Genomic DNA, 15,344 nt, shown 5'->3' with positions numbered 1-15,344 from the left:
TTACTTACCTTTAAACCACTTAGCTACGCTTTTGTTTTCACCACGTAAATCGAGCATAGAATTGCAATTGCCCCACACACGGTGAATACGCCACGATCTGCTACAGCTAAAAACTCAAGCGCCGACGTTAAAAACTGCCCTGAGAATACCGCCATGGCAAACCACGCTAAATTCCGCCCCATATTCGCCTCACTGCTGCGCTCAACGGTGGCATGGTTGAGTAAGGGTATAGAAAACCCAAAGCCTGTACCTGCAAATATAGATGCAACAACGAGTAAACTTGTAGTCTCAGCAATCGCGAAGATTGCGTGTGCTGCCGCAAAGCTTATAAAAGCTAGAAATAAGGTGACTTTCTCAGACTTCAGATTGACTATCTGTGGCATAACCAGCGCAGATAAAACAGCCATTAATGAGATAAAAGACAGCAAATAACCCGTTTCGGCTTCGCGGTAACCTAAGTCCCCAAGATGACTTGGTAGCGTTATAAACATACTAAAGAACAGCGACATGGCTAATACGGTATTGATTAAGACAGACCGTAAGTTTTCATTGATTTGACCACCTTCACCAATGGTAACCGGTTGAGTTTCTGGCTCATTATGCGGAATGCTCATTGCGGTCAGCACCAAACAAATCAATGCCAACCCGTAGAGCAAGAATGGCGCTCTCCAATCAATTTCACTTAGCAGACCACCTAAAAATAGTATTATTACGCCGCCCAGCTCAATGGCCATGCCTTGTTTAGCAATAACAGATAGTCTGGCCTTGCCATTATACCACTGTGAAATAATCGCTGTGCCTGACGCCATTACTCCCGCTGCAAAGCCACCGAGTAAAATTCGGTCGATACTTACCCATAAAGGCCCGTAAACCCAAATGCCACCAATACCTAATAATAAGTATCCCCACAACGCTATGACTAAGGTTTTGCGAGCCCCAATGCTATCAATGAGCTTTCCGAAAAAGGACGCAAACAAAATGGCGCCCAATGCAGGCAAGGTGATTAACAAAGGCGCAAATTTACTAACCCCTAGGGCAGGCGCAATTGAGTTCAGTCCGGGCGCTAATACCGCCCCTACCATAATGGTTAACATTGAAATCACCAATAACGTGATTTCTCCTAAACGTGATAACTTCATAAAACCCCATTGAAACTAAATTAACGCGGCTTGTATTTTACGCACTGGCACTGCTATCCGTTAAATGATAATTTTATTCACAATTAATGCATATTTTGCATGAATCTTATTTTACTCACCGAGCTATTATGAACCTTAAACACATGCATACTTTTGTCGAAGTGGCTCAATGCAAAAGCTTCTCGTTAGCTGCTACGCGCTTACATACTGTTCAAAGTGCGGTTAGTCGTCATATTAATGCACTTGAAACCTCCCTTAACGTTAAGCTTTTTGAGCGCACCACTCGTTATGTGGAGCTAACCGCACCTGGAAAAGTATTTCTTCGCCATGCTGAAGATATTTTAACCCATTTCCAACAAGCACAATATGAAACTCAAAGCGTTGCTAACGGTAAACAAGGGTTATTGCGTATTGGTTACTTAAGCTCAGCATGTGCGCATGTTATGCCCAAATTACTAAGCCGCTTCTCGCTAATCGAGCCTCTCATTGATGTACAAATATTTGAAATGACTGCCGCTCAGCAGTTAGAAGCCTTTAGCGAAGGAAGAATAGAAATTGGCTTTTCAAGGCCTATAGATGGCGGCTACAGTGGCCTCATAAATCAACAGCATTTAACTGATGATCCTATTGTTCTCGTGATATCCGAATCGCATCCACTGTCGAAAAATAGCAGCGTAGACTTGGTAGATTTAGCGCGTTACTCGCTCACTTTGTTTGCCCGAGACCAAGCATCTAGCTTATTTGACACCATTATTAGTGCATTCCACCGCGTGAAAGTACAACCTAAAGTAACTAACGAGCCTAGTAGTATGCAAGCCCTGCTTACCCACATAGCCAGTACGCGAAATGTGGCTTTAGTACCCAGCTGCATCAAGAATTTACAGACAGAAGGATGTGTGTTTATTCCGTTGAATATTCCCCTATCCGTGCCGCTAGAAATGCATTGGCAAACTAACGGCGTTACCGTTACTGAAACCTGGTTAAGGTGGTGTGCTAATCAAGCGCTAGCATTTTAGAAATGACTAGAAGCGATGAAAGATGAATAGCGAAAACAATGGAATGAAATTCAAAAGAGAACGGGAAAGTAGAGAGGAAGAAAAATGGCGTGAAAAAGACTTTTCACGCCACAGTAGTTCGTTACCACGTAAGATCGTCTGGAATGTCGTAGTCGGCATACCAATCGTCTTGTGCTTCTTCTTTACCATCACTATCGCTGGTGTCTAAATCGGCACGGTAAATAATGAAGCTATCGTCACGCTGCGCAATTTTATCGGCTACAGGTGTAGGCACTAGCTCGTAGGCGTCACCTAAGATAACCACGGTTAAGCGGCCTTTGGTGACTTGCTTGTGCATTTCAGCGCTCACGTACATACGCTTCACTACATTGTCATGCGTGAAATTCAGTACGGTATCGCCTTTTCGCGGCTGTTTATTCACATCAATGAGTTGCTTCACCTGTGCAATGACAGAGCGCTTTTCACGCTCTTGCTGTTGCAACTGATTCAACTCACGTGAACGGGCTTTCTTTTCTTCAGCGGCTTTCTGAGCAGCAATAGTTGCTTCGTCCACCACCCCCTGGTTGTTCTTTGTTTTTTGCTTATTCTTTTTGCGCTTTTCAGCACGCGCCTGCTTAGCAGAACCTTTATCTGCTAAGCCGGCTTTTAATAACTGTTCCTGTAACGAGGCCATATACTAAATCTCTTTATTTCTTTTTGGCTTTCGCTTTGGTTTTAGCAGCAGGTTTACTGGCGGCTTGTGTTTCCCACTTACCGTCGTTATACCATGCAGACCAACCCGTAGCTTTACCCGCTTCATTTTCCGACATCACATATTGTTGCTTGGTCTTACGACTGTAGCGAACAATAGCAAGGTTACCTTCCGGATCTTTTTGCGGTGCATCTGCTAAATAATAGAATTTTTCAGATATTCTATCTCTAAAGCGCGCCAGTTCTTCCACTTTTGGTGCACGCGTTTCCCGAGATTTAGGGAAGTTATGCGCCGCCATGAAAATACCTGAAGCCCCATCACGTAACACAAAGTGCGCATCCGATTTTTCACAAGGAAGTTCTGGTAAATCTACCGGATCTTCTTTAGGTGGCGCAGCCTCGCCGTTACGTAACAACTTACGCGTGTTCTTACATTCTTCATTGGTACAACCGAAGTATTTACCAAAGCGACCGTTTTTCAGTTCCATGTCACTACCACACTTATCACATTCGATAATGGGGCCGTCGTACCCTTTAATCTTGAACGTACCGGTCTCCACTAAGGTACCTTCGCAGGTCGGTGTATTACCACACACATGCAGCTTACGGGTTTCGTCTACTAAGTAACTGTCCATGGCAGTACTGCATATTGGACAGCGCTTCTTAGCACGTAACGCTTCGGTTTCTAACTCTTCTTCGTCATCTACCTTCACCACTTCATCACCCGGTGTCAGGTTCATGGTGTTGGTGCAGCGTTCTTTTGGCGGTAAGTTATAACCAGAACATCCAAGGAATACGCCAGTAGATGCCGTACGCACGTTCATTTCACGTCCACACTTGTCACACGTAATGCCAGCAGGAATAGCTTGATTAAGGCGCATTCCGCCTTCTTCAGGGGCTTTCTCAGCATTGAGTAACTTGCCATAGAAATCGCTGTAGAAGAGGTTAAGTACGTCTTTCCAATCTTTGTTACCTTCCGCTATATCATCAAGCTGTTGCTCCATGTTGGCGGTAAAGTCGAAACTCATTAGGTCATCAAAGTTTTCCATCAAACGGTCGTTAACGATTTCACCCATTTTTTCAGCATAAAAACGCTTATTTTCAAGGCGAACGTAACCCCGATCTTGAATGGTAGAAATGATACTTGCGTATGTAGAAGGTCGGCCAATGCCGCGCTTTTCTAACTCTTTTACCAAAGACGCTTCGTTAAAACGAGCCACTGGTTTAGTGAAGTGCTGCTTGGGATCAAGCGCGTTTAAGTTTAATACATCACCTTTTTGAACATCAGGCAGCATTAACTCTTCTTCACCTTTTTTGCGAAGCTGCGGTTGAACGCGTGTCCAACCGTCAAACTTCAACACACGACCTTTCGCCGTTAACTCGTAATTACCAGCCCCCACTCTAATGGTGGTAGCATCGTATTTAGCCGGTGTCATTTGACACGCAACAAACTGGCGCCAAATAAGCTCGTATAAACGCTGAGCGTCACGCTCCATATCACCTAAATGCGCAGCATTTACCTTAACACTTGAAGGACGAATCGCTTCGTGCGCTTCTTGTGCCCCCTCTTTGCTACCATAACGATTAGGCGACTCTGGTAGGTATTGGCTGCCAAAATTTTCATCGATATACGCACGGCAGTTATCGAGTGCTTCTTGGCTCAAGTTTGTTGAGTCAGTACGCATATAAGTGATGTAACCCGCTTCATACAAGCGCTGCGCCATCATCATGGTTTTCTTAACACCAAAGCCTAAACGGGTACTCGCGGCTTGCTGTAATGTTGAGGTAATAAACGGTGCTGAAGGTCGGCTAGACGTAGGCTTAGATTCACGGCTTTCAACTAAATACTTAGCACCGTTCAAATCTTCTAATGCTTTGTCTGCTTGCGCTTTATTAACCGGTTTGAACGCTTTACCTTCGTGCTTGGCTACCAACATACGCAGCGCTGCTTTTTGCTCACTGGTTAAGTCGGCATGAATATCCCAAAACTCTTCTGGAACAAACGCTTTAATCTCACGTTCACGGTCAACTACTAGACGAACAGCTACCGATTGAACACGGCCAGCAGATAAACCACGTGCTATTTTTTTCCAAAGTAGCGGTGACACCATGAAGCCCACAACGCGGTCGAGGAAACGTCTAGCTTGCTGTGCATTTACACGAGCAACGTTCACTTCACCTGGATCTGAGAAGGCTTCTTGAATGGCGTTTTTAGTAATCTCGTTAAACACCACACGCTGATAGGTTTTGCCTTTACTGCCCAGCAACTCTTGTAAGTGCCACGCAATAGCTTCCCCTTCTCTATCCAAATCCGTTGCGAGATAGATAGTGTCAGCGTCTTTGGCCAAGCGTTTAAGCTCGTTAACCACTTTTTCTTTACCCTGTAAAACCTGATAGTGAGCTTTCCAGTTCTGTTCTGGATCCACTCCCATACGATCAACAAGTTTTAAATATTCGTGTCTGCGAAGATATTCTTGTTTGTCTTCTTCGCTATAAGTTTTGAGTTCTTTCGCTGGCTTTTTGGGCTCAACTTTGCCCAATGCCTTCGTAGGCAGATCGCGAACATGGCCGACAGAACTTTTTACGATAAAATCTTTACCAAGATATTTATTTATCGTTTTCGCTTTGGCTGGCGACTCGACTATGACTAGAGATTTTGCCATATAATTGAATTAAACCTATTGATTCTAAAGGACTATTTTAGTCATTCTCAAAGATAAAGGGCCCGTAGACTGTGCCATTGCGGTGCCCGTGCTTTTTTAACATATATCGACAAAGTGAATGGAAAACAAGATCTTCTTAATAGTTATTCTTCCCATTGCTTCAATCACGTGCAATTCCTGTTCACTTTTCAACCACCTTGATTGGCAAGGCGCATAAAAACCGTATAATGCCAGCCATTATGCCTTTGCGCCTAGTAATTAACAGGCATTTATTATGCTTATTAATTCGCGGCCACCAAAAAATGAGACGTTAGCTTCACTGTAAATACCACCTAAGTCATGGGTTGTGCATTTATAGGGTAGCGGTCAAACGCTCAAACACCAAATAGAGGGAAAGTATGAAGCAATTTGAAGTTAACTTTGATGGGCTTGTTGGCCCAACCCACAACTACGCCGGACTTTCGTTTGGTAATGTTGCTTCTCTGAACAATGCCAATGCCGCTAGCAGCCCCAAACAAGCGGCTAAACAAGGTTTACTGAAAATGAAAGCCTTGTCTGACATGGGCATGATGCAAGGTGTACTTGCCCCTCAAGAACGCCCAGACATAGCTGCATTACGTCGACTCGGCTTCTCTGGTTCAGATGCCAGAGTGCTAGAAAGCGCTGCAAAGCAATCTAGAGAGATTTTCTTAGCATGTTGTTCTGCATCAAGCATGTGGACGGCAAATGCAGCCACAGTCTCTCCAAGCGCAGATACGGCCGATGGTCGCGTGCATTTTACACCTGCAAACTTAACAAACAAGTTTCATCGTTCGTTAGAGCCGCAAGTGACAGGCAATATTTTAAAAGCGACCTTCGCAAATGAAAAACACTTTGCCCACCACTTACATTTGCCAGATAACGAACACTTTGGTGATGAAGGCGCAGCAAACCACACCCGCTTGTGTTCAGATTACAGCCATGCTGGGGTAGAGCTCTTTGTATACGGCCGTCACGCTTTCGCCCCAAGTAAACCCGCCCCCACTAAATTCCCTGCACGACAAACGCTTGAAGCATGCCAATCCGTTGCTCGCTTGCATGGGTTAAGTGAAGAAGGCGTGGTGTACATGCAGCAAAACCCTGATGTTATCGACCAAGGGGTTTTCCATAACGATGTGATTGCCGTGGGCAACCAAAACGTACTTTTTTACCACGACCAAGCCTTTTATAAAAAGGACGCCGGGCTAAAAGAACTACAAACTAAGTTTGGTGATTCCCCCCTTCATCTTATTGAAGTGCCTACTGATGAAGTATCGGTACAAGATGCAATTAAAACGTATCTTTTCAATACCCAAATCATCACGCTGCCAAGCGGTGACATGACGATTATTGCGCCAACGGACTGTGAAGAAAACGATGCGGTTAAGCGTTATTTAGACAAGCTAGTAACCTTGGGCACGCCGATAAAATCGGTGAACTATTTTGATGTAAAGCAAAGTATGCGCAATGGTGGCGGCCCTGCGTGCTTGCGTTTACGTGTAGCCATGAACGACCAAGAACTTGATGCGGTAAACCCAGCAACGTTAATTAACGACATGCAATTTGCGCGTCTGAACAAATGGGTAGATAAACACTACCGCGACGTACTCGCTGAAGACGATTTACGCGACCCACAGTTACTGATTGAATCACGTACTGCCCTAGATGAACTTACTCAGCTATTAAAGCTTGGTTCTGTGTATCCATTCCAACAAGATTAGTTATTGTTTTGCTTATGAAAAGCCGGCTTACGCCGGCTTTTTTGTGTTAGTTGAAAGTACTACAGTTTGCTTCAGAACCAAATGGGTTTCTGGGTAAAGACGCGGCTTCGTTAGTGATATCATCAGAAGAAACACTTAGTCTGTAATAATGATCTTGGCTAGCTTCACTGCCCGTAGACTGACCGAAAATAGTGATAACGAGGTTATACCAATGTCCGTAATTAGCTGGATAGCGATATTCTAATTCTGCCTGACCATTCTCATCCGTCACATTTGTATCAGCGAAAGATAATGTCCCTACTATACCCGGCGTTAGGAAACCATCGTCGTTAGTATCTTCGCCGCTATCAAGAATACCATTACTGTCTATATCTTCATTAGGGCACACTATCGTGGTGATTGACTCCCAGATAGAAGCCGTATCATTCCACTGCCAATAACCTTTATCGTACGTACCGCCTTCACTAAATTTGACTGGCGTACCCGATGCCGTTAGTTCAACGCCGCTAACTGGCCGTCCCGCGGAGTCTGACACGAATACTGCAAAGCGTTTTAAGTAAGTGGTTGAGTCAGGCTCCTCTAGAGAGTTACCCGTACCAATTGAAATATCAAATGCTCTATCACCCACTGTCATATAAACCAAATCAGAGATAGATTCATCGCTAGCCACTTCAGCGCGAATAATCACAGCATCTTCACTTGAAGGTGCGCCTGAAGTAAATACCGTAGACGCTATACCGCTGCTGTCGGTAGTTGATTGAGAAGGTGAAATAGAGCCTGTAGATACATCATCAACGTTAAAGTTAACCACGGTATTTTTAACTAAATTACCTGACGGATCTCTTACTACCGCAGTAATGGTGCTTGTTTGGCCATCGGGGCCAATAAGATCAGGGGTAGCATCCGCAATCAAGGTAGCAGGCTCAACCGCGATAAATTCTACTTGCGCAACCGCATTAACCGTAGACTCATTACCAGACTCACTTCCTGTGGCAGTAATTGAAGCGAAACCGGCGTTGTCAGACTCTATTGAGATAGAGGCAATACCTTCAGCATCAGTTGTTACAACCGCTGCGTCAATAATCTCTCCACGAGAGGTACTAAATGTCACGTTATTGCCAACAGCCGCAATACCTTCTTGTAGCCATTGAACGCTGATTGTGGCCGCTTCATTTAATGATATTTCTTCATCTGGCAATACCACAAAACTAAATTCATCTTGTTGAACGTCTAAATCAAATTCTACTGAAGCATTAAGCGATGATGCAGTGATCGTATCTGCGCCCGAAGCAGTCGCTGTGTAAGTGATAGTCGCTTGCCCATCAGCCCCCGTATTAACCGAGGTTTCACTTAAAGTGCCATTATCTGCTTCTAATAGGATAGTTTGATTAACAATGGCCACCCCATCAGAATCTTGTACACGTAACGTATATTCGGCAGTATCATTCAATATGACTGAATTTGCACCATTAATAGTAACTTCGGTGCCGGTGATCAAAATATCAACGGTTTCAACTAATGCGCCGGTTTGAGCTGTTAGCGTTACCGTGCGATTCGACGCATCATTCTGAGTAGACACTAACGCTCTGGCTGTACCATCGGCGGTGGTGGTAGATTGGGTTAATTGCAATTCAACGCCCGCTTCATTACTGGCTGAAAAGTTAACTTCAATTCCTTCCATCAACACACTTTGTTCGTTCTTAATCAAAGCGATAAGCTCTATGTCATCTGAACCACTTGAGGCAAGTTGAACCGCACTGGCATATAATTGTAGCGACGCAGGTTCTTCGCTAACAGTAACACTACCCACTGCCGAAAAAGTAGTAGAGCCGCTTTCACCGCTGCTCAAGCTACCTGTAATCTCTCCATCGCCTGAGGCAGTACTGGCACTAATAGTAATTCTTGCAACCCCGCTGTCATCCGTTCGCGCTGTACCGGTGTCGTTCCCGAACACCGCGAGGTCGGTATTACTTAAAGCAAACGTGACAAGTTGGTCGGCTTGGGCAACGCCGTCGGTGTCGGTAACAGTGGCAATAACGGTAAGGGAATTGTCGGCGGTTAGATTGCGGTCGGTTTCGCCGCTGGCGTTTTGAACGGTTAATACGACATTAACAGTAGCGGAGGAACCACCGCCATCATCGGAGCCATCGCTATCATCTCTAGAGACTGAGTCGCCGCCCCCACACGCTGTTAGTATAAAAAGTGCACTAAATAGCCAGAGCGTCTTAGACAAGACTCGCGTAATTTGTCGCATAATTCGTTCCTGAACCTTTATAAATGACAATTGGGTCGTTTTTTATGTTTTAAAATCAATAGAATCTGTCACACTAAATAAAAATATAAAAATGTACAGGGAATTTTAATGTCTCAATCTGCACATAAATTTAGTTTAACCACCAGAATCTTTATCGGCATGATTGCCGGTATCGTGATAGGTGTGCTTCTTCAATTATTATTCGATGATAGCGGAGATTTTACGTTTTCGGTATTTGGTTTCCAGTTCTCTGCGTATAGCATTTTTGTAGATGGTATATTTTCTACCCTTGGGCAGATTTTTATCGCTAGTTTAAAGATGTTGGTGGTGCCATTAGTCTTTGTCTCATTGATTTGCGGTACCAGTACGCTATCCGACCCGAGTAAATTAGGCCGGTTAGGCGCAAAGTCTGTTGGTCTTTATGTTGTCACGACTGCAATAGCAATCACACTGGCAATGAGTATGGCTTTACTTATTTCACCAGGAGAAGGGTTAAATCTAACCACTGAAACATCATTTGAAGCGAAGACCGCACCAAGCTTGGGTGACGTTATCGTCAATATGTTTCCTAGTAACCCTATTAACTCGATGGCGCAAGGCAATATGCTTCAAATCATCGTGTTTGCGGTGTTATTTGGTATTTCTATGGCGATGACTGGCGAAGCGGGCAAACGCGTCAGTGCGTTTTTTGAAGATATCAACACGGTTATCATGCGCCTTGTAACCATCATCATGAACCTAGCTCCATACGGCGTATTCGTATTGATGGCTAAACTGTTTTCTACCATTGGTGGCGACACTATCTTCAGCTTGGCCAAATACTTCTTCTTAGTATTTGGTGTGCTTATCATCCATGGTTTAGTGACTTACTCAATACTGCTTAAATTACTGAGCGGCTTGAGCCCAGTTGTCCTACTGAAAAAAATGCGCGATGCCGCCTTATTTGCATTTAGTACTTCAAGCAGCAGCGCTACACTGCCAGTCACTATGGAAACAGCGCGAAATAAATTGGGTATTAACAATTCAGTAGCGTCTTTCACCCTTCCTTTAGGCGCAACCATCAATATGGATGGCACAGCCATTATGCAGGGTGTAGCTACCGTATTTATCGCACAAGTTTATGGCGTTGATTTGAGTTTGGGCGACTACATGATGGTGGTGTTAACTGCTACCTTAGCTTCTATCGGTACGGCGGGTGTGCCAGGCGTGGGCTTAATCATGCTTGCCATGGTACTACAGCAAGTTAATCTGCCAGTGGAAGGTATAGCGCTGATTATTGGTGTCGACCGCTTACTTGATATGACCCGTACTGCGGTCAACATCACAGGTGACTGTATGGTGTCATGCGTCGTTGCGAAAAGCGAAGGAGGACTGGATGAAGATGTGTACTACGACGAACATGCCGGTGAAAAAGAAGAAGATGTGAATTTTAGCGAATTTGACAAGAACGCTTAACTCCCTCATCGCTTTCGAACATAACAAAAGGGTTAGCATCGCTAACCCTTTTTTGTTGCTTGTTGGTCTTGCCATCACCCAATGCAAATACACTTTTGAATTGCAATATACTGACTACCTCAATACCTATTTGTAAGTGAATAAGCCAAGCATATTGATGCTGCAATACGCTCCATCAAACGCTTTAGTATGCGGCTAGTACAGTTGTCATTTACGATTATGACTAGCTAAGAATATTGCTAGCTAGTCATACTAGCGATGACAATAAAGCCACCCTATCTCTAAACTCCAACACTTTTAGTGAAGGGATTGAGAGGGAGACACTTTTGTCGCTTTATGGGCTGGGTACCAGGTTGCTAATACGGACATGATGATGGCGACCACACAGGTGAGTACCACGTCTTGCCACATGAGCGCGGAAGGTAAAAAGTCGATAAAATAGATATCCCCTGACAACACTTCTACCCCAAAAACACTTTCTAAGAACTTAACAATAGTAGAAAGATTAGGGGCAATAATCATAGCAAGGGTTACCCCTACCACTATGCCAATGAGTCCGTTCAGTAAACCTTGAAACATAAACGTGCGCCGAATTAGTGTATCGGTAGCACCCATGGTTTTTAAGATAGCAATGGCAGGTTGTTTTTCTCGCACTGCCATCACTAATGAAGACACAATATTAAAACAGGCCACGGCAATCACGAGTACCAAAGCAATATACACAACGGTACGAACTAGCTGAATGTCGTTGTACAAATGACCTTGAGTTCGCGTCCAGTCAGACATATAGACCGCTTGAGGGTAGCTATAGCCTATATCTCGCATGGTTATATAGGCCGAAAAGGGGTCGTGTAATGTAAAGCGCATGCCTAATGCTTTGCCCTCTATGCCAGCGGCCGCAGAAGCTTTCGCAAGATGCATCAGCCCCAACTGGTTATCAAGCTCGCCACCAACATGCATAAAGCCTGCAACGGTTAACGTTATTGATGTCGGTGCGCTAAAGCGTAAATCTTTCGTCGTGACGGGAATAAGTGCTTGAACGGTATCGCCTACAACAATATTAAGCTTATTAGCTATACCTTTGCCAATCAGCACACTGTCGGCATTTAATGCAAAGTTTTGCCAATGCTCATCCGATACTTGTCGGCTAAACGTGTTTTGTGTATCTGCCGCAATGCCCGTCAATGCAATTGCCTTTAACTCACCTTTGAATTGCAACATGCCGGTAAGCGCTGTGTAAGGTTCAACTGTGGCAATTCTGGGGTCTTGCTTCAGGCGGTATAGCTGCGCATCTAAGTTCTCAATACCGGTGTTATCGGTGCTATATAACTCGCCGTGAGGAATAACGGTTAAAATTCGCTGCGTCAGCTCGCGTTCAAAACCATTCATTACACTAAGTAAGATAATTAACACGAAGCAGCCAAGGCCTATGCCTACCGTGGATGACATAGAGATAAAAGAGATGAAACGATTTTGTACTTTGGCTCGACGAAATCGTTTAGCAAGTTGCCATGCCAACGCCACTAGGGTTGTTCCTCAGTTGCTGTGTTAAGCAGTTCACCATCTTTAATGCGAAGTACTCTGTCCATACGATTGGCAAGCGTAATATCGTGCGTTACCACGACAAATGCTGTTTGTTTTTGTTCACTTAGACGCTTCAGCAACTGATATATCTGCTCACCTGTAGTGGCATCTAAGTTTCCTGTTGGCTCATCGGCAAGCACAACGGAAGGGGATGTAACTAATGCACGCGCAATAGCAACACGCTGACGTTCACCGCCTGACAACGCGCTAGGCAAGTGATCCGCGCGATGAGACAACCCAACGTCGTTAAGTAATGCATTAGCTTTCTCGTTAGCCGATGTGGCACTCTCGCCGCCAATTCGAAGGGGCATGGCAACGTTTTCAAGTGCAGTGAATTCACCTAGCAAATGATGGAATTGGTAAATAAAACCCATTTCTTTGTTGCGCAAGGCGGCAAGCTGTTTAGCATTTAAGTGTGTAAGTGACTCGCCTTTAAACCACACCTCACCGCTTGTGGGTGTGTCGAGCCCACCAAGCAAATGCAGTAAGGTGCTTTTTCCTGAACCAGAGCTACCTAAAATGGCAACATGCTCACCCGCATTGATAGAAAGTGAAATGTTGTTTAGGACAGGCGTACTATTCTCGCCTTCTTGATAAGTTTTACAAATTTTGCGGCAATGTAATACGTCCTGCATGCAGCCGTTCTTCGTCTTTTAACAATAAGCGCATGGTATCGCGGAACGACCGGCACGCCAACCGATTAATGGGTTTGAGACGACAGCTCAATGGTATGTGCTAGATTCTCAACGGTTTGCGGTTTACCAAATAACCACCCTTGCCCGTACTCAACATTCATGTTCACAAGTTCCTGACACTGCTCGGTGTTTTCAACACCTTCGGCAATTAATGTCACTCTCAATTCGTCGGCGATACTGACAATATGGGGAATTAGAGAGGAACGAATACTGTGATCTTCCATATCCATCACAAAGCTACGATCTATTTTCAAAAATTCACATTTAAGAGATTTAAGTTGGCTAAGGTTTGAATACCCTACCCCAAAATCATCGATGGCCATCCAGAAACCTCTGCTTTTGAGTGCTTTTATATGCTTAACCGCACTAGCTGTGGCTAGCTGCTCATCTTCGGTTATCTCAAGAACCAACTTAAAGTGCTTGTCGTTCATATCGAGCACCCAATCTAAGTCTAGTAGCTCATCTTGCATAAAGTCTGACGGAAACAGATTAAATGAAACTTTAAAGCCTTCTGGAATGTCCTTGTTCTCGTTGAGGGCAGTCATTGCCGATTCAATCATCACAGTAGTGAATTCCCACGTTTTTCCTAACTCTTTGACTTGAGGTATAAATTCATCGGGGTAAATCGAGCCAAATTCATCTTCAAATCGGCTTAATACTTCACAGCCAACAACTTCGCCAGATTTTAATATTACGAACGGCTGATATAAACAATAGAACTTACCCGATTTAAGCCCACGACTAATCCGCGACTCTAGTGAACGCCTGCGTCTTAAGCAATTGAACATAAGCATATGGGTCAACGCTGCCGTCATTAACATTACACAAACGAACAAAACCAATTTGCCTTTATGAATGTTAAAAATTCGTTCTTTATCCGATACTACGCTCAAACAAGTGGCATAATAATATTTATCGCACTTGATCAAACTTAAAGAGAAGTAGCTAGTAGCAAGGCTGGCAACACCTTTGCTCTGTGGCATTAAATCGGCGTTCCCCGCCATGTGAAATAACGAATCCCCTTTGTAAAATAGCGCCCAATCCTGACTAAAGTTTAGGCCAATAACCGCATCCATATCTAATACAGCATTGTAACGGCCACGCTTTGCAATGGTTCCTTTAGATTGATTGTCAAATAACTCTAACGGGGTATTTATCCAAAATGCATCTCCCAAAGAAGTCTCAAAGTCTGGGGTAGCTTCGTCTATGGGTTGCTCTAAAATCCCCAGATAGGTACTGCACAATAACTTTCCATCACCAAAGAAACCAATTTCTTTCACGAAACGAGAGCGAAACAACGTCCGTCGCATTTCGTTTAAATTTTCTTCGCTGCAAGAGTAGTAAGGTTGAGCGTTCAAATTATCTAATGCGGCCTCGGCGTCTTTAAATACCATGTTCACGTTTAATAAAATATCTTCGGCACGATCATCCTCATGCTCATTAATGACTGAGAACATCAGCAGGCCAAGCACCGCGCAAACAACAACGACAGACAAAAAAGATACAGCTATTGCTTTAAGATTGTCAGCGACTAGAAATTTTTTATGCTGATTATAAGTCATTCGTACCACGTAAAATTTAAACATTTTGTTGTATACACATGAAAGTAGTCGAAAAATTGACTATTCACATGATACTTTAGATGAACTTAAGTATTTCAGGATATTAAGATAAGTTAATGAAGCGAAGAAGAATAAATTTATCTCGTGTCGAAATGAAACCTGGTAACAACATCATCTAAAACGTGTAGTTTACGGATGTAGCTGCTATGGAAGTGACTCACGTGAAAATGCCAACAAAAGGACGTTAAACGCCAATTCAAGCCAAACCGCTATTCAGTGGTTAGCCATACGTACGCTACAGGTAACAGTACTGCAAGACAAATAGGGACAAGCTTGGTAAAGAAAAAATGAAGAAATAAATAACAAGATGAGAATAGACGGCAAGCGAAGGACAGAAAGCCAATCGAAAGATGAGAAGACGTTGCTAATGCGCAGTAGAACCTGCTAGGTAGTAAATGCTTTCCCGAAAATGGCGGAGCGGACGGGACTCGAACCCGCGACCCCCGGCGTGACAGGCCGGTATTCTAACCAACTGAACTACCGCTCC

At 44.1% G+C, this 15,344-nt stretch carries 10 protein-coding genes and 1 tRNA gene; 3 read left to right on the top strand and 8 right to left on the bottom strand.

Features of this window, described 5'->3' with window-relative positions:
- Positions 1-23 precede the first annotated feature (23 nt).
- A complete protein-coding gene (locus KYS23_RS11160) occupies positions 24-1,139 on the bottom strand; it encodes an MFS transporter (RefSeq protein ID WP_218418706.1) in 1,116 nt (371 codons plus the stop codon).
- Between the two features lie 128 nt (positions 1,140-1,267).
- Between KYS23_RS11160 and KYS23_RS11155 the strand changes: the two genes are divergently transcribed.
- Positions 1,268-2,155 (top strand): LysR family transcriptional regulator, encoded by an 888-nt coding sequence (locus tag KYS23_RS11155; RefSeq protein ID WP_218418705.1) that lies wholly within the window; start codon positions 1,268-1,270, stop codon positions 2,153-2,155.
- Between the two features lie 121 nt (positions 2,156-2,276).
- On the opposite strand, the gene KYS23_RS11150 is transcribed toward KYS23_RS11155, so the two are convergent.
- Both KYS23_RS11150 and topA read right to left on the bottom strand, forming a co-directional pair.
- Positions 2,277-2,828: a DUF2058 domain-containing protein gene (locus KYS23_RS11150; RefSeq protein WP_218397316.1), complete on the bottom strand. Its 552-nt coding sequence runs from the start codon at positions 2,826-2,828 to the stop codon at positions 2,277-2,279.
- Positions 2,829-2,841: 13 nt separating this feature from the next.
- Positions 2,842-5,508 carry a type I DNA topoisomerase gene (topA, locus tag KYS23_RS11145; RefSeq protein WP_159530881.1) on the bottom strand — a complete coding sequence of 889 codons (2,667 nt, stop codon included), beginning with the start codon at positions 5,506-5,508 and terminating at the stop codon, positions 2,842-2,844.
- A gap of 398 nt (positions 5,509-5,906) precedes the next feature.
- Between topA and astB the strand changes: the two genes are divergently transcribed.
- Positions 5,907-7,247 (top strand): N-succinylarginine dihydrolase, encoded by a 1,341-nt coding sequence (astB, locus tag KYS23_RS11140; protein ID WP_218418702.1) that lies wholly within the window; start codon positions 5,907-5,909, stop codon positions 7,245-7,247.
- A 46-nt stretch (positions 7,248-7,293) separates the two neighbouring features.
- Here the strand turns inward: astB and KYS23_RS11135 are convergent, their stop codons facing one another.
- On the bottom strand, positions 7,294-9,501 hold the full coding sequence (locus KYS23_RS11135; protein ID WP_218418700.1) for an Ig-like domain-containing protein: 2,208 nt from the start codon (positions 9,499-9,501) through the stop codon (positions 7,294-7,296).
- A 108-nt stretch (positions 9,502-9,609) separates the two neighbouring features.
- Between KYS23_RS11135 and KYS23_RS11130 the strand changes: the two genes are divergently transcribed.
- Complete coding sequence (locus KYS23_RS11130; RefSeq protein WP_159530887.1) at positions 9,610-10,956, top strand: dicarboxylate/amino acid:cation symporter; 1,347 nt, start codon at positions 9,610-9,612, stop codon at positions 10,954-10,956.
- Between the two features lie 297 nt (positions 10,957-11,253).
- Here the strand turns inward: KYS23_RS11130 and lolE are convergent, their stop codons facing one another.
- The 4 genes from lolE to KYS23_RS11110 all read right to left on the bottom strand — a co-directional run bounded on the left by lolE (position 11,254) and on the right by KYS23_RS11110 (position 15,344).
- Positions 11,254-12,480, bottom strand: coding sequence for a lipoprotein-releasing ABC transporter permease subunit LolE (gene lolE / locus KYS23_RS11125; RefSeq protein ID WP_159530889.1), 1,227 nt, complete (start codon positions 12,478-12,480; stop codon positions 11,254-11,256).
- Complete coding sequence (gene lolD, locus KYS23_RS11120) at positions 12,480-13,175, bottom strand: lipoprotein-releasing ABC transporter ATP-binding protein LolD (RefSeq protein ID WP_159530891.1); 696 nt, start codon at positions 13,173-13,175, stop codon at positions 12,480-12,482. Before lolD ends, lolE begins: the two co-directional genes overlap by 1 nt.
- Positions 13,176-13,240: 65 nt before the next feature.
- A complete protein-coding gene (locus KYS23_RS11115; RefSeq protein ID WP_218418691.1) occupies positions 13,241-14,797 on the bottom strand; it encodes an EAL domain-containing protein in 1,557 nt (518 codons plus the stop codon).
- A gap of 470 nt (positions 14,798-15,267) precedes the next feature.
- A tRNA-Asp gene (locus tag KYS23_RS11110) sits at positions 15,268-15,344 on the bottom strand.

The organism is Alteromonas lipotrueae (assembly GCF_019249255.1).
Lineage (GTDB): Bacteria > Pseudomonadota > Gammaproteobacteria > Enterobacterales > Alteromonadaceae > Alteromonas > Alteromonas lipotrueae.
The sequence above is the reverse complement of the archived record's forward strand: the minus strand, read 5'-3'. Positions and strand labels throughout refer to the sequence as shown.